The 20,745-nt window shown below is 47.0% G+C and carries 18 protein-coding genes and 8 tRNA genes; all 26 read right to left on the bottom strand.

From position 1 onward, the window contains the following. Window positions 1-65: 65 nt before the first annotated feature. Complete coding sequence (locus MKY01_RS00815; RefSeq protein WP_157116011.1) at window positions 66-1,643, bottom strand: extracellular solute-binding protein; 1,578 nt, start codon at window positions 1,641-1,643, stop codon at window positions 66-68. A gap of 434 nt (window positions 1,644-2,077) precedes the next feature. Further along, window positions 2,078-4,336, bottom strand: coding sequence for an AraC family transcriptional regulator (locus MKY01_RS00810; RefSeq protein WP_339284992.1), 2,259 nt, complete (start codon window positions 4,334-4,336; stop codon window positions 2,078-2,080). A gap of 254 nt (window positions 4,337-4,590) precedes the next feature. Beyond that, complete coding sequence (locus MKY01_RS00805) at window positions 4,591-5,538, bottom strand: ribose-phosphate pyrophosphokinase (RefSeq protein WP_036616184.1); 948 nt, start codon at window positions 5,536-5,538, stop codon at window positions 4,591-4,593. Window positions 5,539-5,618: 80 nt separating this feature from the next. Beyond that, a complete protein-coding gene (hisJ, locus tag MKY01_RS00800) occupies window positions 5,619-6,443 on the bottom strand; it encodes a histidinol-phosphatase HisJ (RefSeq protein WP_127546310.1) in 825 nt (274 codons plus the stop codon). Window positions 6,444-6,455: 12 nt separating this feature from the next. Continuing rightward, complete coding sequence (gene hisIE, locus MKY01_RS00795) at window positions 6,456-7,181, bottom strand: bifunctional phosphoribosyl-AMP cyclohydrolase/phosphoribosyl-ATP diphosphatase HisIE (RefSeq protein WP_076216873.1); 726 nt, start codon at window positions 7,179-7,181, stop codon at window positions 6,456-6,458. Window position 7,182: 1 nt separating this feature from the next. Next, the gene (gene hisF, locus MKY01_RS00790) at window positions 7,183-7,944 is read right to left on the bottom strand and encodes an imidazole glycerol phosphate synthase subunit HisF (protein ID WP_338589869.1); all 762 of its coding nucleotides are present in this window, start codon (window positions 7,942-7,944) and stop codon (window positions 7,183-7,185) included. A 30-nt stretch (window positions 7,945-7,974) separates the two neighbouring features. Then, window positions 7,975-8,709: a 1-(5-phosphoribosyl)-5-[(5-phosphoribosylamino)methylideneamino]imidazole-4-carboxamide isomerase gene (gene hisA / locus MKY01_RS00785; RefSeq protein ID WP_047841450.1), complete on the bottom strand. Its 735-nt coding sequence runs from the start codon at window positions 8,707-8,709 to the stop codon at window positions 7,975-7,977. Window positions 8,710-8,771: 62 nt separating this feature from the next. Next, window positions 8,772-9,398 (bottom strand): imidazole glycerol phosphate synthase subunit HisH, encoded by a 627-nt coding sequence (hisH, locus tag MKY01_RS00780; protein WP_282319738.1) that lies wholly within the window; start codon window positions 9,396-9,398, stop codon window positions 8,772-8,774. Between the two features lie 3 nt (window positions 9,399-9,401). Further along, on the bottom strand, window positions 9,402-10,031 hold the full coding sequence (hisB, locus tag MKY01_RS00775) for an imidazoleglycerol-phosphate dehydratase HisB (RefSeq protein WP_036674766.1): 630 nt from the start codon (window positions 10,029-10,031) through the stop codon (window positions 9,402-9,404). Then, a complete protein-coding gene (gene hisD, locus MKY01_RS00770; RefSeq protein ID WP_339284989.1) occupies window positions 10,024-11,328 on the bottom strand; it encodes a histidinol dehydrogenase in 1,305 nt (434 codons plus the stop codon). Before hisD ends, hisB begins: the two co-directional genes overlap by 8 nt. 133 nt (window positions 11,329-11,461) lie before the next feature. Then, complete coding sequence (gene hisG / locus MKY01_RS00765; RefSeq protein WP_036674770.1) at window positions 11,462-12,121, bottom strand: ATP phosphoribosyltransferase; 660 nt, start codon at window positions 12,119-12,121, stop codon at window positions 11,462-11,464. 1 nt (window position 12,122) lies between these two features. Next, on the bottom strand, window positions 12,123-13,322 hold the full coding sequence (locus tag MKY01_RS00760) for an ATP phosphoribosyltransferase regulatory subunit (protein ID WP_036674773.1): 1,200 nt from the start codon (window positions 13,320-13,322) through the stop codon (window positions 12,123-12,125). Window positions 13,323-13,725: 403 nt separating this feature from the next. Continuing rightward, window positions 13,726-14,268, bottom strand: a complete 543-nt coding sequence (locus MKY01_RS00755) for a DapH/DapD/GlmU-related protein (RefSeq protein ID WP_036616162.1) — start codon at window positions 14,266-14,268, stop codon at window positions 13,726-13,728. Continuing rightward, a complete protein-coding gene (gene ppaX, locus MKY01_RS00750) occupies window positions 14,265-14,921 on the bottom strand; it encodes a pyrophosphatase PpaX (protein WP_339284987.1) in 657 nt (218 codons plus the stop codon). Before ppaX ends, MKY01_RS00755 begins: the two co-directional genes overlap by 4 nt. A 6-nt stretch (window positions 14,922-14,927) precedes the next feature. Continuing rightward, window positions 14,928-15,953, bottom strand: coding sequence for a prolipoprotein diacylglyceryl transferase (gene lgt / locus MKY01_RS00745; RefSeq protein WP_076320055.1), 1,026 nt, complete (start codon window positions 15,951-15,953; stop codon window positions 14,928-14,930). Between the two features lie 121 nt (window positions 15,954-16,074). Next, window positions 16,075-17,013 carry an HPr(Ser) kinase/phosphatase gene (gene hprK, locus MKY01_RS00740; RefSeq protein ID WP_017691278.1) on the bottom strand — a complete coding sequence of 313 codons (939 nt, stop codon included), beginning with the start codon at window positions 17,011-17,013 and terminating at the stop codon, window positions 16,075-16,077. A 418-nt stretch (window positions 17,014-17,431) separates the two neighbouring features. Continuing rightward, the gene (ugpC, locus tag MKY01_RS00735; RefSeq protein ID WP_017691279.1) at window positions 17,432-18,559 is read right to left on the bottom strand and encodes a sn-glycerol-3-phosphate ABC transporter ATP-binding protein UgpC; all 1,128 of its coding nucleotides are present in this window, start codon (window positions 18,557-18,559) and stop codon (window positions 17,432-17,434) included. Between the two features lie 103 nt (window positions 18,560-18,662). Next, complete coding sequence (locus MKY01_RS00730; RefSeq protein ID WP_339284986.1) at window positions 18,663-19,856, bottom strand: helix-turn-helix domain-containing protein; 1,194 nt, start codon at window positions 19,854-19,856, stop codon at window positions 18,663-18,665. Between the two features lie 143 nt (window positions 19,857-19,999). Continuing rightward, window positions 20,000-20,072, bottom strand: a tRNA-Lys gene (locus MKY01_RS00725). 7 nt (window positions 20,073-20,079) lie between these two features. Then, window positions 20,080-20,165, bottom strand: a tRNA-Tyr gene (locus MKY01_RS00720). Between the two features lie 12 nt (window positions 20,166-20,177). After that, window positions 20,178-20,250: transfer RNA gene (locus MKY01_RS00715), tRNA-Phe, on the bottom strand. A 21-nt stretch (window positions 20,251-20,271) separates the two neighbouring features. Further along, window positions 20,272-20,349: transfer RNA gene (locus tag MKY01_RS00710), tRNA-Asp, on the bottom strand. 9 nt (window positions 20,350-20,358) lie between these two features. Next, window positions 20,359-20,434: transfer RNA gene (locus MKY01_RS00705), tRNA-Thr, on the bottom strand. Between the two features lie 5 nt (window positions 20,435-20,439). Beyond that, window positions 20,440-20,515, bottom strand: a tRNA-Val gene (locus tag MKY01_RS00700). Between the two features lie 9 nt (window positions 20,516-20,524). Beyond that, a tRNA-Met gene (locus MKY01_RS00695) sits at window positions 20,525-20,601 on the bottom strand. A 43-nt stretch (window positions 20,602-20,644) separates the two neighbouring features. Further along, window positions 20,645-20,736 (bottom strand) — tRNA-Ser (locus MKY01_RS00690). Between the last annotated feature and the right edge of the window lie 9 nt (window positions 20,737-20,745).

The following is a 20,745-nucleotide window of genomic DNA, read 5'->3' as shown; positions in this document are numbered from 1 at the left end:
CCGCCATCCAAGAGACGGCACAGGCTTCATCGAAACACTTCAATTTACACACATTTTGTTCAAACTTATTGTTCAGCAGCTTCCAATTCTTTTTTCAGCTCTGTTCCACCCAAGGACATGTAGTCAGCCATTTCTTTTTCAAATACAGCATCGAATTCTTCAGGTTTTGCCATCGCTGTTTTTACGATAATAACGTCCAATTTATCTGTCAGTGCTGTGCTATACTTCATCTCTGTCTGAATTGGCTTGCTGAAGACAATTGGTCCAACAGTATCTGTGTTTGCAACTTCAAGTGCTTTTTTCAAAATTTCCTGATTCGCTGGAGGGAATCCCATGATCCAAGCTTTTTCATTTTGTGCTTGATCACCAAGGTTTTTACCGTTCGAAATAATTGCGGTATCTCCTGCATTGAACAGACGATCTTTTGCTTCTTGAGTAGCGTCTGCTTTAGCAACCGGAATGCCGTCTACCAGATCATAGTTCTCGCCTTCCACACCATCATAAATGGCAGTGAGGTTTTTATCGGAAGCCATCCAATCCAGATATTTAATTGCTTCTGCCGCACGTTCGCTGCTCTTCGGAATCATGATGTACATACCATTCGAACCATAACGAGACTTGATATGTTTTCCATCAGCATTCGCATTGGTGTATGCATCGAGCGGAGCCAAGTTGCTGTCCGGTTTGTTTGTTTTCAACAGATCATAAGATCCATCTGGCCAGAAAATAGAGTCCACATCTTCAGAGAAGAAACCAGTATTTCCATTTGCAACGTCTTTGTTTAACTGGGTTTTATCCTTATCCAAGCTGAAATCCTTACTGATCAATCCTTCGTTGTATAGCTTATTCAAGAACTGCATGGATTCTTTGAAGCCTTCATGCAGAGGCAGTTCATAGCGTTGAGCATAAGTCTTATCACCAGCGATTGGCTTAATGAAAGAATAGATGAGTGGTTCATAGGAAGCTGGTGCAAGCGCAAAACCCATAGGAATGTTTTGACTTCCCACATTGCCAGGATCTTTTTCTTTAAAAGCTTTCACTGTGTTATACAACTCATCTGTTGTTTGAGGTGCTGGCATTCCCAGCTTATCTAACCAATCTTGACGAATGAAGGAGCTGTACCGCGCTGTAATCGCACGTTTACCCGGTATAGCAAACTGCTGTCCCTCCACTTGACCAAACTTTAATGTATCTTCGCCCAAAAACTTTTTCAGATTCGGTCCATACTGATTAATCAGATCACCTACATCTGTCAACCCGCCTTGTTGTGCATAGCGGTAAAACACGCTGGAGTCATAAACGAAGACAATATCCGGAACATCCGAAGCACTAGCCATCAGGACATTCAGCTTGGTTACTTCCTCAGAACGTTGAACAGGTACGAACTGTACGTCAATGTTGTTCGGATCACCAAAGTTCTTTTGAATCATTTGAGAGATAAAGTTATTTGAGATCGTGTACTGAGAAGGTGTTTTACCACGGTCGAAAAGCTCCACCTTTAATGTGACGCGTTTTCCATCGCCAGATGCCCCACCTTCTGCTGATTTGTTATCAGCAGATGAGCACCCCGCAAGTAGTGAGACGCCCATTACTGCTGTAAGCGCCAAACCCATCAACTTCTTTAGACTCCCTTTTCTTGTCATTCCGTTCATCCCCTTTGGCTTTGCGTGAATGTTTTTGAAGCTTGCTCTGAGTATTCCACATCTCTCGTCTTTCTTACAATAAACTAGTTTCGTAAGCGTTTACATACGGATTATGGTTTATACACTCTGATTATTATCGCAGACTGACTATTTTCCAACCCCTTGCTACTAAAGGCTTTAGTGCTAGTCTGCCCCCTCTGACACAGAACACTCTGCTCATATTCGGATAAACCATTTTCACATACTGCTTATATTCGTAAATAGAAAAAAGTGGGAATATCCTTGTAATCTCGCACACAAGTAGTTACTTCCCTTTCAGTTTATAACTGAATAATACAAACAGGGTGAATCCCAGACTGTCCACTCTCTCAGTGAAGAGCGACTGCCTAAAACTCACCCTGTATTTACTTAAGCCATGAACATCTATATTCTTGTCATTCTTCGAGATCAAGGTGTTCACGTTTCAAACGACGATAATCCCCTGGTGTAATACCCATCACCCGTTTAAACACACGGCCTAAAGTAATCCCGTTCGCGTATCCTACTTTCAAAGCAATGTCCTGCAAGGAATGATCCGTTTTTAACAGAAGCTGTTCGGCCTCCTTCATGCGAAGCTCTGTAACAAAATCAACAAACTTCATGTTGAATTCGGTCTTAAACAAATAACTCGCATGTTTGCCCGTAATCTGAAATCGATCACTCAGATGTTTCAATGAAAGATCTGGATTAGCAAACTGTTCTTCAATATAGGCTTTCATTTCGTTAACCATTGCTTTGTAACTCTTGGTTTCAGTGACCGACACATAGGTTCTGAACAGATCCGTCAGATTATCAAACAGAAGGCCTTTGATATCCTCAAGTGTCTCTGCCTCTTCCATCAACTTGAGCCACTTGTTAATGTTCTCTTCTGACAGCTCTTCTTGCAGCTTCTCTGACATCATTGCGACTTCTCTACTGAGCATCTGTAACATCGCCTGGATGAGAGAGCGAATCTCGTCATCTGGCAGTTTATTTCGCTCAAATGCTGTGAAAATCTCTTCCAGTTGATCACGCCACTGAACACTCGACATGCGGAATCGTTTAACAAAGTCGGCAATCATCTGCAGGTAAGTGTAAGTATCCAGCAAAGGATGCTGATGCTCTCCGCACTCGGCTTGCCCCACGTCACCATTCATCAAAAGCTTGCGTTGCATTACCGTCTCGGCTGCTGCATAGGAATCCCGAATCGATCCTATGCCTTCAGCAATAGGCCCAATACCAAAGCTAAGGGAAATACGCAGATTCTGTTCCACCCAAGATTGACATTCCTCTGCCACAATGCGAATCTTCCCTGACATATCCGAGCTGTTACTGTCACTATCTTCTTTGGACAGAAAGAGTATCGCTACTCGATCTGCGCTGATCCATTCCGCCCAGCACTGTACTCCCATATTACGTGATAGTTCCTGCAGAACGTTCATCAAAGCAAACTTTAGCGTATTTTGTTCACCTCTCGTAAACCGTTCCTGGAACCCCTTTTCATACTTGTTGATTTCTCCAACCACAACGGCAAAACGGGACGAGTCATGCACTTCATCAAAAGGAGACAGATCCTTCAATTGCTCTGAAACTTGATCCATATGTTCCCCAAGCAGTAAGGCATTAAACAGCCTGCTGCGTTGTAAAAGTGCGTTCTCTCTGCTCTTCTTATCATAGTCCATCATATGATTGATCAGATTCTCAAGAACACCATCAATCATCTTCATCTCATCGGTCCGAGTGCCTGAGTTTTCCAACGCACGGATTTGATGAGCTTCAATCCGGTTCATGATAATCTGAATAGGCTTATAGTTACGACGAGTAATATAGACTATATAAACGATGGCACAGATAACAGTCACCATTCCAATTACAATCCACACGTAGGAAACTACGGATACCCAGCCAAACAAGTTGCCCGCCTTAATTCCACTGGACAGGGTCCAGCCCAATCTGTCTAGCGGTAAATGGTTTAGCTCCTTTCCATTCACTGCGCCTTCATAATCGGAATGGGCATTATACACAATCTTGCCCTCACGATCCGTAATCGTCAGAAAGGAAAGTTGCCCATTAACCATACTATCCACACTTTGCTCAATACTGCTCATCTTGATATTAATGACCAGTGTACCCTCGGAGCCAAAAGGTAAAGGCATGCCCTTATTCACTGTCAGTACCCGTACAGGTTGCTGAAAGTCCACCTCGATTTCCCGGACTGGTTGCCAGCCCGACCCGATTGGCCCGTTAACAATCCGATCAATCCACACCTTATCCGAGAAGCTGTCCGATTCTCTGGAGCCACTTACTGTCAAAACTCTGTCGTTTCTCTTGTCGTAGATATAGATGGATTGAATCCATGAAGAAGAACTGGACAGTTCGCGCAAATTCTGTGCAATTGAATAGACCGTGTCCGAGCTGGTCTGGACGGTGTTATTAAAATAAAGCTTGTAAGCTTGTGTGTTCTGTACTGTTTCGGTCACAGATAGCTCAATATCCCGGATCGTACGATCCAGTGTAGACTCCAAGTAACTGGAGGAGATCCGATCTGCCTTTCTGGTCTCTTCCCTAGAGACGTCATTTATGAAAACAAATGCGATAAAAATAAGGATCGTCATGGTAAAAAAGAAAATAGGGAAATACGAAAACAACAGTCGATAATACCAAGTACGCGACAATAGACCCCACTCCTCACTCCACGATGCCAATGTTCTCAGCCGTGGTTCTACTGTTCAGCATCCATCTCACCTTAGGGGCTGAATACTATATGATAACGCTATCATAACTGATTTTATGTTATTATAGCACAAGCCTCTGAGCAGCAAAGCAAGAATTGAATTCAAAGAGCAAAAACAAAAAAACCGTGCTGAGCAGACAACAACTCAGACACGGAACAGTTCATCTGGCAACACAACGTTATATCCTCGATGCTCTATATGCCAGAATCTTTAAACAATGTGGCCATGGAGCCACCATCCACAATAATGCGTACGGCGCGGGCCAGCATTGGCGCAACAGGTAACACTTTGAAGCATTCAGGGTGGTCATCTGGCAGTGCGATCGAGTCCGTAACGACCACCTCTTCAATTGACGGGTGATTCAATTTACTTACTGCCCCATCCGAGAACAATCCGTGTGTTGCACATACATATACATTTTTGGAGCCACGTTCCTTCAACCCTTCCACAACATTCAGAATGGTTGTTCCAGTGTCGATCAGATCCTCAATAATAATAGGTGTCCGTCCTTCTACATCACCAATGACATGGGTAATCACCGATTCATTATGGCTTGGACGTTTCTTGATCATAATGGCAAATGGAGAATCCAGACGGTTCGCCAGCTTCTCTGCCATCGATGCTCGTCCCGCATCCGGGGAGACGACAACAGGGTTCTCGATTCCTTTGCTTAACAGATAATCACTAATCAGATCCAGTGATGTCATATGGTCAACCGGAATGTTGAAGAATCCCTGAATGGCCGCTGCGTGCAGGTCGATCGTTACCACTCGATTGGCGCCAGCCGTAGTTAATACATCTGCTACCATCTTGGCCGAGATCGGTTCCCGAGGTGCGGATTTGCGCTCTTGACGAGCATAGCCGTAATACGGAACAATGATGTTCACAGTGCGCGCTGAAGCCCTCTTTGCAGCATCAATCATCACAAGCAACTCGACAAACAGCTCATTGATCGGATGAGACAACGACTGTACCAGAAACACATCACAATTACGGATCGTTTCTTCATAATGAACGTATATTTCTCCGCTCTTGAACCTGGACAGCTTGATCTTGCCCAGTTGTACACCCAGCTTGTCACATACCTGTTCTGCCAGCTTAGGGTTCGATGAACCGGAAAAAATACGTAACGAATGCTGCATAATGCCCTCCCGAGGGTTGAAGTCCCTATATAATCCCTTATCTAAAAGGTTATTTCCTACCCTCATTATACTCTAATGGCTTATACATTTAAAGGAATGAACGAGCGATGACGGCCTTCAAAAACAGCGACTTCCGTACAGCCCAACTCATGTAAAAGTGCTTCAGCTTCAGGCAAATAATCGCCCAGCTTCATTGGGTCATGTGCATCAGAGCCCATGGTTAATGGAATACTCAAGCGAATGGCTTCCGTCAACATTCTGCGACTAGGGAACATCTCGGCACAAGGCTTCGATAACCCGGAAGCATTCAGTTCCATGGCGCAGCCACTTTTGGCAATAGCCTGCAACGCTGCGTTCTCCAGTGAGATACGTTCTTCTGTTTGCTCTGTTGAAGGAACAAAACCGAAGCGTTTAATGACATCCGTATGGCCCATAATATCGTACATGCCCGTGGCGGCTGCCTTGCTTACGGCATCGTAGTACTGACGATATACTTCAAGGATGTCTTTGCCCTCCCAGTGATGGGTCTGGCGGAAATCCGTAATGTCCCATTCCCCAAGAAAATGCACAGAGCCAATCACATAATCCCATGGATAACGCTCAATGATCGCACGGATCTCTGTTTCCCAGCCTTCGATATAGTCACCTTCCAGACCAACACGTACGTCAATCTGCCCACGGTAACGTTCTTTCAGGGAGAAACACTCCTCTACGTAACGCGGCAGTTCATCCATAGGCATCGCCATTTCCGGATAATATTGAGCCGGATCGACATGCAACAAGGGCATGTGATCGGACAATCCAATCTGGGATAGTCCGATCTCCACACCACGCTGCACGTACTCTTCCAGTTTGCCCACGGCATGTCCACACCGCTCATGGTGTGTATGATAGTCTATACGCACGAAACTCGCCTCCTAATCGCGGCGAGGCCGTTCATGACGGCGGCTCAGCTCTGACATAATGTCGTCCAGTGGTAGCTTGCGCTCTTGTAACAGGACCAGCAGGTGATACATCAGGTCACTGACTTCCAGACGAAGCTCGTCATTATCTTTATTTTTGGCGGCGATGATTGTCTCGGACGCTTCTTCACCGATTTTTTTCAGTATTTTGTCTACACCTTTATCAAACAGATACGTTGTATATGCACCCTCAGGACGCTCACGTTCACGCTCTGCAATAACGGATTCCAGTTCAGCCAATACCTCAAAGCGACTTTCGGAACCGGAACTTGCAGAAGCAGATGCCGCACCCGCTTCATCCGAAGCCTTGTCTGCCGATTTCTCTGGCAAACCAATGATTTCATTATGGAAACAAGTTACCGCCCCTGTATGGCAAGCCGGACCGTTCGGTTTCACCTCAACCAACAAGGTATCGCCGTCACAATCATATTTTAGGGAAGTAATCGTCTGCACGTTGCCAGATGTTGCCCCTTTATGCCACAACTCCTGACGCGAGCGTGACCAGAACCAGGTCTCACCGGATTCCAGCGACAACTTCAGGGATTCGCGATTCATATAAGCCATCATTAAAACTTCACGAGTATCTACATCCTGCACAATGGCAGGAACCAAACCGTCACTCCAACGAATGTGTTCCACAACCTGTTCCAAGGACAACTGTTCCTTGATTTCATCGCTCACTTTAGTCACGGATCTCCACCCCTTGTTCTCTCAAATGTTGTTTTAACGCCGGTACGGCGATTTCTTTGTAATGGAAAATCGTTGCGGCCAGCCCTGCGTCCGCTTTGCCTGTGGTAAATACATCATAGAAATGAGATTCTTTGCCCGCACCGCCCGATGCGATGACTGGAATACGCACAGATTCGGATACTGCTGCCGTCAGCTTCAGATCAAAGCCGTCTTTTGTTCCGTCCGCGTCCATACTTGTGAGCAGAATCTCTCCCGCGCCCAAGCTCTCAGCCTGTTTAACCCATTCCAACGCCTTGATCCCGGAGGGTTTCCGTCCACCATGGGTATAGACTTCCCACTCGCCCCAAGCTTCGTTAAACTTGGCATCAATCGCTACCACGATGCACTGCGAGCCAAAGCGACGTGCACCATCTGCGATCAACTGCGGATTAAGTACCGCGGCTGTATTCACTGCAATTTTATCCGCACCTGCACGGAGAATCCGCTTCATGTCCTCCACCTTGGAGATGCCACCACCTACCGTAAAGGGAATAGCGATCTCGCCCGCCGTCTGCCGTACGACTTCTTCCATCGTTTCGCGACCTTCTACCGAAGCGGAGATATCGAGAAACACCAATTCGTCCGCGCCCTCGCGGTCATATAGTGCCGCCAGCTCTACCGGATCACCCGCATCGCGGAGATTAACGAAGTTGACGCCTTTGACGACCCGGCCGTCCTTCACGTCCAGACAGGGGATGATTCTTTTTGCCAGCATGCTACCTCTTCCTCTCTATCCGAATATCCCTTACTTATTGACCGCACGTACTGCTTCAGACAGATCGATGCTTCCCGTATACAGTGCTTTACCCACAATTGCTCCACCAACACCATCATCCGCGTGGCGACTCAGACGAAGCAAATCATCCATTACACTTACACCGCCAGAAGCAATAACCGTCCGTCCGCTTGCCTTGGCTAGAGACACAATCGCTTCCACATTAGGACCCTGCATCATGCCATCTCGGGAAATATCCGTAAAGATAAACGTTTCTGCCCCATACGCCGCCAATTCCTTCGCGAGTACCTCTGCCTGTACTTCCGATGTTTCAAGCCATCCGCGGGTTGCTACGTAACCATTACGAGCGTCAATACCAATTGCCACTTTGTCGCCGTAACGTCCCAATACTTCCTCTGTAAAAGCACGATCCTCAATTGCTGCTGTTCCAATGATTAGTCGGCTAACACCCAGACCCAGCAAACGCTCTACATCAGCTACCGTACGAAGTCCGCCACCCACCTGAACAGGTACATTCACAGCCGAGGCAATCCGCCCGATCAGCTCATCGTTAACAGGATGACCCGCTTTGGCACCATCCAGATCGACCAGATGAACGTATGTACCGCCTTGCTTCTCCCAGGATAGAGCTACTTGAACCGGGTCATCGTTATACACGGTCTCCTGATTATAATCTCCCTGCACCAGTCTTACACATTTGCCGTCCCGGATATCAATCGCCGGATATAGGATAAAAGATGACATACAAGGCCTCCTGAATATGAATTAGATTTGTACGCTTTCTATAGTTAAGAAGAGATGATGCTTTACCTTTGTATAGGTGCTCCTGTCAGAGCCAAAAAGTTGCCGAGCAACTTCATACCAAGCTCTCCACTTTTCTCCGGGTGGAATTGCATACCGAAGTTGGATCCTCTGCCTACAATGGCTGTCACCGGATGTCCGTAATCCGTTACCGCCAGCAGATCCTCCCTGTTTTCAGTAAGCGCATGATAGGAATGGACAAAATAGACGTGACCTGCCTCAAGCCCCGCAAATAGCGGGTTTTCCGCGTGCAGGAATTCCAAACGGTTCCATCCCATATGAGGAACCTTCAGTTCTCCTGGGGCGAAACGCACCACTTTACCTGGCAAAATATCCAGTCCCTCATGTTCGCCATGCTCTTCACTTGAGCTGAACAACAACTGCATCCCCAGACAGATCCCGAGCAGTGGCTTGGACCCGGCAGCGGCTTCTTTCACCACCGTATCCAGTCCACTCTCCCGCAGATGAACCATCGCATCACCAAAAGCACCTACGCCTGGCAGAATAACACCATCTGCACCAAGAATCTCTTCCCGGTCACCTGTGACCAGCGCTTCGTAGCCAAGACGTTCGACCGCTTTGCCGACGCTGTGCAGGTTACCCATACCGTAATCGACAATTGCAATCGCCATCGTCTACAGCACTCCCTTCGTGGAAGGCACACCCGTTACACGTGGATCAATCATTGTTGCTTCATCCAGAGCACGTCCCAATGCCTTAAAGATCGCTTCAATCATGTGGTGGGTGTTCTGACCATAGTGCACAATGACATGTAACGTAATCCGAGCTTCCAGCGCCAATTTCCACAGGAATTCATGTACCAGCTCCGTGGAGAAACTGCCTACCTGTTGGGAAGGGTATTCAGCACGGTATTCAAAGTGAGGTCGGTTACTCACATCAATAATAACCTGAGCGAGTGCCTCGTCCATCGGTACAAAAACACTGGCGTAGCGCTTAATACCACGTTTGTCCCCCAACGCTTCTCGCAACGTCTGTCCCAGACAGATTCCGATGTCTTCAACCGTGTGATGATCGTCGATATCAATATCTCCGCGGGCCTGCACGTTCAGGTCGAATTGTCCGTGCTTTGTGAACAGATCCAGCATATGATTCAGGAAAGGTACATCCGTTTCAATCGTGGATTGTCCTGTTCCATCTACATTAAAGGCCAATTGGATATTGGTCTCGTTTGTTTTGCGGTCAACCTCTGCTTGGCGCACTGCACCTTTGTTTTCAAGTTCCACACCATTATTTTGCTTATCCATTGTCCGATTCCGCCTTTCCTTCCTGTTCTAACCGTACAGCAATTGCACGGGCATGCCCTTCAAGACCCTCATGGCGGGCCAACTCTATAATAGCCGCTCCGTTCTGCAGCAGCGCTTCTTTACTATAATAGATCAGACTCGATTTCTTGATAAAATCATCCACATCCACCGGTGAACTGAATCGCGCGGTTCCATTGGTTGGAATAATATGATTCGGTCCGGCAAAGTAATCCCCTACCGGCTCCGAGCTGTATGGGCCGAGGAAGATCGCACCGGCATTTTCGATCCGGCCAGCGTAAGCCATCGGCTCCTGCACCATGATCTCCAGATGCTCCGGTGCGAGCCGGTTCACCACGTCAATTCCCTCATCGATGGAATCAACCACAATAATAGCGCCATACTGCTCCACGGAAGCAGCAGCGATATCACGCCGCGGCAGCACTTCAAGCTGCCGCTGCACTTCGCCCTGCACGGCTTCCGCCAGCACGGCCGAATTCGTGACGAGAATGGCCGATGCCATCTCGTCATGTTCCGCCTGCGACAACAGGTCGGCGGCGACGTACACTGGATTCGCCGTATCATCGGCGAGCACCACAATCTCACTCGGCCCGGCGATACTGTCGATATCGACCGCACCGTACACCTCGCGCTTCGCGAGCGCCACGTAAATATTGCCCGGTCCACAGATCTTGTCGACCGGTGCAATACTCTCCGTGCCGTAAGCCAGGGCGGCGATAGCTTGAGCGCCGCCAACCCGGTACATCTCGCTCACGCCTGCTTCCGCAGCAGCAACGAGGATGTACGGGTTAATACCTTCGCCACCGTTCGTTGACGGCGGCGTCACAAGAACAATCTCCGGCACGCCTGCCACCTGTGCCGGAATCACATTCATCAGCACAGACGATGGATACGCTGCTTTGCCGCCAGGTACATAGACGCCGACCCGCTTCAGCGGTCGGATGACCTGGCCAAGCAGGCTGCCGTCCGGCTGCCAATCCATCCACGAGTTGCGTTTCTGTTTCTCATGAAACGCACGAATGTTGGCGGCGGCTTGCCGAATCGCCGTCACAAAGGATGGCTCCACGGCTGCATAAGCCGCCTGCAGCTCTTCCTGCGGCACGCGCAATTCTGCGGCCGTCAGCTTCGTGCGGTCCAGCTGCTCTGTGTAACGCAGCAGTGCCGCATCACCCTCACGGCGAATGTCGCTGACAATACGCCGTACCGTTTCATTTTGCTCCGGCGTGCCATACTCCACTTCCCGCTTCAGATCAAACTCCCGTGCAGGTACAATTTTCATACGTACAACCTCCTCATCCTCTGTAATACCTGCCTTCTTGTGGTCGATTTGCTTCTTTATTTTGTCTCTTACTCTTACTTTTGCTTCTGCTTCTGCTTTGTATGTTTCTCATCTATGTTTCCAACGCAGTAGTTTATCCCCGAAAGCTTCCCGCCGAAATCTCATTCGATGCCGGAATGACCTGCTGAAGTGCATCACACAAAGCCTGAATTCGTGCATTTTTCATCCGATAACTTACCCGATTGGCGATAAGACGGCTCGTGATATCCAGAATGCCCGTCATCTCCACCAGTCCGTTCTCTCGCAGCGTCTGACCAGTCTCCACCAGATCGACAATCCGGTCTGCCAGACCAATCAGGGGTGCCAGCTCAATGGAACCATTCAGCTTGATCACCTCGACCTGCTGTCCCTGCTCCCGGAAATACTGCGAAGCAATCCTTGGATACTTCGTTGCGACACGTTGCTGGATGCCTGGCTTCCAGTCTGGAAGTCCGATCACAGACATACGGCACTGAGCGATTCCCAGATTCAACAGTTCGTACACATCCCGATCTTCCTCCAGCAGCACGTCTTTACCAACAATTCCGATATCGGCAACACCGTACTCCACATATGTTGGAACATCTACTGGCTTAGCCATAATGAATTCCATTCCCGCTTCCGGTACTTCAATGACCAATCTGCGTGTATCGTCTACGTCTTCTGGAATATCCAGCCCCGCTTCACGAAACAATTTGGAGGCTTTTTTGTAGATTCGGCCCTTCGGCATGGCCACCTTCAGAATATCCGACATCTCAGCGTCCTCCTTCTTCAGATCCGTAAGTAATAACCTGCTCAGCCTGAGCGGTTCTTGCTTCAACCGATACGGCACTTGCCCCAGCCCCATCTTCAGGAAGAAGGAGTGTCACTACATTTTGTCCCATACTGCGTAATCTTGCCGCTTCTGTTAGTGCCTCAGCCCGACGTTTCGGGGTATATTGGATAAGTATCGTTTTTTTCTCTTCAATCGTAATGCCATGAACACCATCAATAATACGGTTCGTTTTCAGTGCAAATCCTGTAGCTGGCAATGAACGACCAAACTGTTGTAACAGATTATCATACCGTCCACCGCTACATACCGGAGATCCCAGTTCGGCTGCATACCCTTCAAAGGTCATGCCCGTATAATAGGAGAAATCACCGATCATCGTCAGATCAATCAGCACATGCTCGGATACACCGTACGCTTCCAACACTTCGAATACGGCACACAGATGTGCAATCGACTGTGCTGCTTCAGCACTTGAACTTAGCTCTACCGCATGTGTGCATACTTCCTTGCCACCACGCAGACGAAGGATCGCTTCAAGCTGTTCTTTCAACTTCGGCTCCAGATTCAATGCTTCAATCGACTGGCGATAGCCGACATAATCACGTCCGAGCAGCCCTTCCTTCAATTGCTCCTGCTCAGCGGTCTGGCCTGGAATCACTTCCTCCAGTAATCCGTTCAGGAATCCCATATGACCCATCGCTATTTTAAAAGAAGACACTCCTGCTGCCTGCAAAGAGGCAATCGCAAGCGCAACAACTTCTGCATCCGCCTCAGGTGAGTCGTCTCCAACCAGCTCCACGCCCGTCTGGAAAAATTCAGCTTCACGTCCAGCTTCCTCTTCAATAGAACGGAATACGTTCGCATGATAGGACAGACGCAGCGGCAACTGCTCATCTTTGAGCATGGATGAAACGACGCGTGCAATTGGAGCTGTTAAATCCGATCTCAGCACCAGCGTGGTTCCACGGCTGTTCAATAATTTAAACAATTTGCGATCTGATGTAGAGCTTGCCACACCTACCGTGTCGTAATATTCAATCGTTGGTGTGATGATCTGACGGTAACCCCAGCGTTCCATACATTCCAGTACATTGCGTTCAATCGTCCGCAGCTTGGATACTACATGTGGTGTATAATCGCGGAATCCGGTCGGTTTTTCAAAACCTTTTGGTTTGGACATTGGTAATATTCACCCCGAGTCAGTAATTTAAGAGTTGCACTCGTTCTATTTCAACAGGATTTATGTAGTGTAAATCCCCATTCTATCTTATAAACCTGAATCACAGTATTATCGCATAAGCCTTCAACTATTGGTTTAGTTCAATCCTTATCATGCTTCATTTCTCCAAGAATACTTTCACATGGTAAAGTGCTAACAAACTAAAGGATATGGGATATGATAACATGAAATCCGCACTACCGTCAACAATACCAAAGCTTGATTGCCCTTGGATCGACATATCGTTTTATATACACACCGTAACGCTCGCCAATCGGTATTTATATACGAAAAAAGCTGCCGTCAGCAGCTTTTTACTTCGAATCATCTTCATTGATTCATCTTCATTCATTACTTTATTGACTCAATGCACACTACCCTGAGAAGAATCATCCGTGTTAAAGACAGTTTCTTCCGTAGAAGCTGCCGCGCGGGATAAATCACGCAGTGGATTACCTCCAACAAAAGCTCCTGGTGCAACATCCTTATGTACGACTGCTCCAGCAGCTACAACAGCTCCGTCTCCTATAGTTACCCCGGGCAGAATCGTTGTATTGGCACCTATCAGTACATTTTCCCCGATAATCACCTCACCGAGTCTGTACTCCTTAATGAGATACTCATGAGCGAGAATCGTTGTGTTGTAACCGATGACCGAGTTTTCGCCGACCGTTATTTTCTCCGGAAAAAACACATCCACCATCACCATCAGGCCAAAGGCCGTGTGTTTTCCCACCTTCATACCGAGCATTCGGCGGTAAATCCAATTCTTCACCGATAGGATCGGACAGTAACGTGACAACTGGATCCAGATAAAATTACGAACGCCCTTCCACGGACTCACTGTCTTGTAGATATGCCAAAGTGCATTCTGGTCCTCTACCGGATAGCGGGTTACTTTTCTCATGAACGTCCCGTGTCAATACGGATGAGTTTCAACAAGTCTCTCATGTCATGCAACATATGATCGGGTCCATATCCGTTCAGGATTGTTTCCCCTTTAAGGGACCATGCAACCCCCGCCGAGAGTGCGCCCGCATTCTGTGCCGATTGGATATCCACTGGACTGTCACCCACCATTAACGTTTTGGCAGGATCTGCACCTAGTTCCGTCATCGCTTTCAGTACAGGTTCAGCGTGCGGCTTCGGATTCGTTACGTCAGTTACTGTTACAATCGTCTTCATATACTTCAATAGGTCAAAACGTTCTAGCACCTTTAATGTAGATGGACGAATTTTGGTTGTGACCACACCCATAACAATGCCCGCCTGATGCAGCGCCTCTACTACCTCAATAACATGTGGAAAAGGTCTAACCATCGCTTCATGATGGATATCATTATAAGCACGGTAACCTTTCACGTACTCGGAGACTTCCTCCTGGCCAGAGAAAGTGCGCATTTGCTGCTCCAGTGTGCCACCCATATGTGGAATGATCTGTTCCCGAGTCCATGGAGCTGAATGCTTCCATCCCCCCATGACATGCTGGAATGAGCTGATAATCAACTCATTGGTATCAATAATCGTTCCATCCAGATCAAACAATACCGTGTCAATCATGTTGCATTACTCCTTTTTATCATCAACTTGCTTGGATTCATCTTTGGCTGGAGGTGTTACCTTATTCTCTTTGCCAGCAACTGTTCCCGTATGCTCCATATCATCTGAGGTAACTTTGGACGATACAATCGGATCACTATAACGAACATCTGCTTTACCTGTCACTCTTCTCACCACAATGAATACAACAGCAACAATAATGATGCCAATCGCGAGCAGTTGCGAGATTCTTACGTTACCGTAAGCAGGATCAAGATATCCTTGTTCAAAGCCCATTGCAGTCATTGGAGACCACAGCCCGTTCACTAATGAAGCAACCCACTGCGGAGCCTGGAAGCCCAGACTGTCCGTACGCAAAGCTTCAATAAAGAAGCGACCGATAGAGTACCAGATGAAATAAGACATGAACAGTTCACCTGAACGCAGAAACTTCTGACGACGCAGAACCAAGAGTAAGACCAGACCAACGAGACTCCACATCGATTCATACAAAAACGCAGGGTGGTGGAATACGCCTTCTACGTTCATTTGATTCACAATAAAGTCCGGCAGATGAAGCTTGTCTCTCAAAAATGATTCTTCTACAGGTCCGCCGTAGGCTTCCTGATTTACAAAGTTCCCCCAGCGTCCGATCAACTGTCCAACGAGCAGTCCAGGCGCACAGATATCGGCCATACGCCAGAAGTTATATCCTTTACGACGGAAGAAAATAACTGCACAGATGATTGCACCAATAAGGGCACCATAGATGGCGATACCGCCATTCCATATTTTAAAGACATCCCAGAAATTATCTTTATAATCTTCCCATTTAAATGCGACGTAGTAGATGCGGGCACCAATGATGGCAGAAGGCACGCCCAGCAAGACCATGTCCATGAACACTTCCTGTGGAATATTGTATCGTTTGCCCTCCCGGATCACGAGCAGGAGTCCTATAAGTGCCGCGGCACCAAGAATAAGCCCGTACCAGTGAACCTTTAACGCTCCAATAGAGAACGCAATCGGGTTCAACAGTAATAATGTATCCATTCATTCACACTCCTATTTATTCAATCAATCGCACGCATGACGAATGGTTGGCATACACTGCGCCTTAAGAGAAGCAGTACATGTCAACCATCTATCTTCATTTCCTTGTATAAAATATTTCTTAATCCATGTCTTCCATATCTTCCGAGATGGTTGCTGTCAGCTTGTTCGTGAATTGCAGCGCAGCATTCAGACCCATCTGTTTCAGGCGATAGTTCATACCTGCCACTTCAATAATAACCGCCAAGTTCCGTCCCGGACGAACAGGAATCGTAACGAGAGGTACATCCGTATCAATGATACGTGTAGTCTCTTCATCCAGACCCAGACGATCATATTGTTTATCCTGCTGCCATGCTTCCAGACGTACAACCAAAGTAATCCGTTTGTTATTCCGAACCGCACCAGCCCCGAATAATGTCATGACGTTGATAATACCGACACCTCGAATCTCGAGCAAGTGGCGGATCAATTCAGGTGCAGTACCGTGCAGCTGAAAATCTGACGTTTGGCGGATCTCTACCGCATCATCGGCAATCAGTCGGTGTCCACGTTTCACCAGTTCAAGCGCTGTTTCACTCTTACCAATACCGCTGCTACCTGTGATCAGCATACCTACGCCATAGACATCACAAAGTACACCGTGAATGGTTGCTGTTGGTGCCAATTTCTTTTCCAGAAATCCTGTGATCCGGCTGGATAGGATCGTAGTAGCCATATTGCTGCGAAGTACAGCCAGATTCTGCTCTTCACTGATATCAATCAGCTCTTGCGGAACTTCCAGTCCACGCGTGACAACGATACAAGGCGTCTCTTCCGTACAAAGACGTTGCATACGATCGCGCCGCTCTTGCTCAGGTAACATTGCAAAGAAAGCTAACTCCGTTCTTCCAAGCAGCTGTACCCGTTCTTGTGGATGGTATTCAAAATAACCGGCCATTTCCAGACCAGGACGGTTCAGGTCATCTACCGTAATGACTCTTTTCAATCCGTGAGATCCAGAAACAACCTCCAGCTGAAATTGCTGCACCAGTTCAGATACTTTCACTTTTTTCGCCATTTGTCTCTTCCTTTCAGCATTAGCTGTCCCTCTATGTACATCAGATCGTGTATCAGTTATTTCCATTATTAGCGCATTCACAACATGGGGTACAGAATGCATACCCTTCCAACAGTCGATTCTCTCAAATAAATGAAGACAGACCTTCAAATAATCTTAAATGAATTCCGGGATGAATGCAATCGCAGCCTCCGACAACCATTAGTAAGAAAAGTCTTCTGATCGAAGCACCTTCTAGGATACTACATTCGTAGTTTAAGGGGTGTTTTTCTTACGATTATTAATCCTTCAACTCTGCCGAAACTTATAAATTCATTAATCTTAAAAAAGCCCCTTCCAGCAATAACGGAAGGGGCTCTCATTACAATGTATAATTGCGTTAACTGTCAGGTTCCATCGTCACCGAGGAATCCCAGTATTATTTGTCTTGAAGAAGTACGTTCACTTCAGTCTCTTTGTCAAAGATATGAACTTTGTTCATGTCGATGGCCATTTTAACTGTGGAACCATCACGAGTGTTAGAACGTCCGTCTACACGTGCGATCGTTGTATCATTACCAACACCGCTCAAGTAGAGGAGCATTTCGTGACCCAGGTTCTCTGTAACATCGACGTGTGTAGAGAATACAGAGTTCGGGGATGCTTCCAGGAATACTGGCTCTTCGTGAATGTCTTCTGGACGAACACCCAGAATCACTTCTTTACCAATGTATCCTCTAGATTTCAACACTTGTGCTTTACCTTGCGGGATTTCAACATCCACACCAGGAGCTATGAAATGCATGCTAGTACCTTGCTCAGCGAGTTTACCCGAGATAAAGTTCATTGTCGGGGAACCGATGAAACCAGCTACGAACAGGTTAGCCGGCAGGTTATACAACTCTTCCGGAGAAGCTGCTTGTTGGATGATACCATCCTTCATAACAACGATCCGATCACCCATCGTCATAGCTTCGATCTGGTCATGCGTTACGTAGATAACAGTTGTTTCCAAACGTTTCGCAAGTTTAGTGATCTCAGCACGCATTTGACCACGCAGTTTGGCATCCAAGTTGGAGAGAGGCTCATCCATCAAGAACACTTGTGGATCACGGACAATCGCACGTCCCAAAGCGACACGTTGACGTTGACCACCGGACAATGCCTTAGGTTTACGCTCAAGCAAATGTTCGATATCCAGGATTTTAGCTGCTTCACGTACACGTTTGTCGATCTCATCTTTTTTAACCTTACGCAATTTCAAACCAAACGCCATGTTTTGATATACGCTCATATGTGGATACAAGGCATAGGATTGGAATACCATCGCGATATCGCGGTCTTTAGGTGCAACATCATTAACGACACGGTCACCGATATAGAGTTTACCTTCAGAAATTTCCTCAAGGCCTGCGATCATACGAAGTGTTGTTGACTTACCACAACCGGACGGACCTACCAGTACCAGAAATTCTTTATCTTTAATGTCCAGGTTAATGTCAACTACAGTTGCTTTATCAGAACCCGGGTATTTTTTGAAAATATGCTCTAAACGTACTCCAGCCATGATTGTTGCCTCCTCAGAGATCATTTTGTAATCGAATACAATTTGTATTTTTATAATACCCTATCTACGTGAGGTTTGACTATTCGCAAACTGCACAAAAATATCAATGCTTTTTCGTCACTTTGTACATTAGTAGTAAAAACTGCACTAGAACGGCACTTTCGAAGTGCCTCACATCATAGCCAATCTCCTGTTTGATCTTGTCCAGACGGTATACCAACGTATTACGATGAATGAAAAGTCGTTTCGCTGTCTCGCTGACATTACAGTCCAGGCTAAAAAAGGTCTCCAGCGTAGCAAGTGTCTCACTGTCATTGAAGATTACCGTGTCTTTGCCAGTTTCCTTTATAAAACGTATACGTTGATCATCTGGAATGCTCGCTACCAACCTCTCCAGGTGAAGATCCCATGGGAGATGAATATGCTGCGTAACATGGAATGCTCTCCCTAAGTGAACACTCTCTCTAAGAAGAGTTGTGACCGATACAAGTTGTTGCGCAGGAATGCATGGCAGAGATGCAGACAGATGGAACACCCCAGCCCACTCACTGGCAACCAATTCATGTAACCCCAGACAAAAGGCGTTCAGGGAATCCTTTTTGGCTTCCGTTGTATCTTCCTCGGCTTCTTCTGTAACAATTTCCTTATCACCCATGAAAATCCACTCTTGCTCCCCCAAAGGAATCAAGACTATCTCCTCGCCAAAGTAACTCTCAAGCAACTTGTTGAGTTCCTTGGACCGTAAACGATGTGCATCCGGTGTATCGCCTTGCAGCAAGAACAGAATCTTCTCAGCATTTAATCCTGCGGGCACCACAAAGCGATCAGGAACCGCTTCAGATTCCTGCTTGGTTGGTTCTTCGATCTGCTCTTTAAGCCAGAGACCCAATTCAGTCAAATACTGCTCCCTATCATTCTCATATACAACAGGCTGTACCTCATCGGGTAGAGCCGTGTTAGTGCGGACCAAAAGCTCAATCAATTGTCGTGTTTCTACGGTAATTGATTTTGCAGGGCATCCCCAACACACGACAGTCTCTTCTTGCTCATTCATCCGAACCTTAAAAAATATACGCTTTCCCGTATTCAAACTGATTACATCGGATGAAATTGGAGATGCAGATTGATCAGATAACTCCTGATGCTCACCTTCATCACCAAAGGTCTCTAAATTTTCATGATTACCAACTAGATTGGCAACAGATTGCATCCATTCTTCTATTGTAATTTCATATTCGTCCAAATTTGTGCCTATAATGACTTCAATTTGCTGTTTTAAATCAGGTATGAGCTTCATATAATGAACGTCACCACTCTGCATGTTTTCTATAGTTTATCATATCTTGCCCAGCATTAATAAATATCCATATTGAGCTAAAATTACATAACAAAAAAAGAGCAACTAATCAAATTAATGATTAATCACTCTTTTCTTAAAGATGAGTCATGAAGGGCTCGAACCTTCGACACCCTGATTAAAAGTCAGGTGCTCTACCAACTGAGCTAATGACTCATAAAACTGGTGGAGGATGATGGATTCGAACCACCGAACCCGTACGGGAGCAGATTTACAGTCTGATGCGTTTGGCCACTTCGCTAATCCTCCAGGGATTAAAGGTGGCTCGGGACGGAATCGAACCGCCGACACGAGGATTTTCAGTCCTCTGCTCTACCGACTGAGCTACCGAGCCATATTTAATTTTTAGGATTAATGGCGGAACCGACGGGATTCGAACCCGCGATCTCCTGCGTGACAGGCAGGCATGTTAGGCCAACTACACCACGGTTCCAGGCATTAATGGTGCCGGCGAGAGGACTTGAACCCCCAACCTACTGATTACAAGTCAGTTGCTCTACCAGTTGAGCTACACCGGCGTATATGGTGGAGGCTGAGGGGATCGAACCCCCGACCCTCTGCTTGTAAGGCAGATGCTCTCCCAGCTGAGCTAAGCCTCCTGGGTAATATGGTAGCGGCGGAGGGGATCGAACCCCCGACCTTACGGGTATGAACCGTACGCTCTAGCCAGCTGAGCTACACCGCCATATTAATTGTGTCTTGATTGCTTGTCCATCTTTAGGTAAAGATGGCGGAGAGAGAGGGATTCGAACCCTCGCACCGCTTACGCAGTCTAACCCCTTAGCAGAGGGTCCCCTTATAGCCACTTGGGTATCTCTCCAAATAACAA

Source organism: Paenibacillus sp. FSL R5-0486 (assembly GCF_037975155.1).
In the GTDB taxonomy this organism is placed as follows: domain Bacteria; phylum Bacillota; class Bacilli; order Paenibacillales; family Paenibacillaceae; genus Paenibacillus; species Paenibacillus amylolyticus.
The sequence above is the reverse complement of the archived record's forward strand: the minus strand, read 5'-3'. Positions and strand labels throughout refer to the sequence as shown.

Excerpts from the sequence above, each read along its gene's own strand:
- MKY01_RS00815 (WP_157116011.1), bottom strand. The coding sequence starts at position 1,643 with ATGACAAGAAAAGGGAGTCTAAAGAAGTTGATGGGTTTGGCGCTTACA.
- MKY01_RS00805 (WP_036616184.1), bottom strand. The coding sequence starts at position 5,538 with ATGCAGCATTCGTTACGTATTTTTTCCGGTTCATCGAACCCTAAGCTG.
- hisF (WP_338589869.1), bottom strand. The coding sequence starts at position 7,944 with ATGCTGGCAAAAAGAATCATCCCCTGTCTGGACGTGAAGGACGGCCGG.
- hisA (WP_047841450.1), bottom strand. The coding sequence starts at position 8,709 with ATGTCATCTTTTATCCTATATCCGGCGATTGATATCCGGGACGGCAAA.
- hisH (WP_282319738.1), bottom strand. The coding sequence starts at position 9,398 with ATGGCGATTGCAATTGTCGATTACGGTATGGGTAACCTGCACAGCGTC.
- hisB (WP_036674766.1), bottom strand. The coding sequence starts at position 10,031 with ATGGATAAGCAAAATAATGGTGTGGAACTTGAAAACAAAGGTGCAGTG.
- hisD (WP_339284989.1), bottom strand. The coding sequence starts at position 11,328 with ATGAAAATTGTACCTGCACGGGAGTTTGATCTGAAGCGGGAAGTGGAG.
- hisG (WP_036674770.1), bottom strand. The coding sequence starts at position 12,121 with ATGTCGGATATTCTGAAGGTGGCCATGCCGAAGGGCCGAATCTACAAA.
- MKY01_RS00760 (WP_036674773.1), bottom strand. The coding sequence starts at position 13,322 with ATGTCCAAACCAAAAGGTTTTGAAAAACCGACCGGATTCCGCGATTAT.
- MKY01_RS00755 (WP_036616162.1), bottom strand. The coding sequence starts at position 14,268 with ATGAGAAAAGTAACCCGCTATCCGGTAGAGGACCAGAATGCACTTTGG.
- ppaX (WP_339284987.1), bottom strand. The coding sequence starts at position 14,921 with ATGATTGACACGGTATTGTTTGATCTGGATGGAACGATTATTGATACC.
- lgt (WP_076320055.1), bottom strand. The coding sequence starts at position 15,953 with ATGGATACATTATTACTGTTGAACCCGATTGCGTTCTCTATTGGAGCG.
- hprK (WP_017691278.1), bottom strand. The coding sequence starts at position 17,013 with ATGGCGAAAAAAGTGAAAGTATCTGAACTGGTGCAGCAATTTCAGCTG.
- ugpC (WP_017691279.1), bottom strand. The coding sequence starts at position 18,559 with ATGGCTGGAGTACGTTTAGAGCATATTTTCAAAAAATACCCGGGTTCT.
- MKY01_RS00730 (WP_339284986.1), bottom strand. The coding sequence starts at position 19,856 with ATGAAGCTCATACCTGATTTAAAACAGCAAATTGAAGTCATTATAGGC.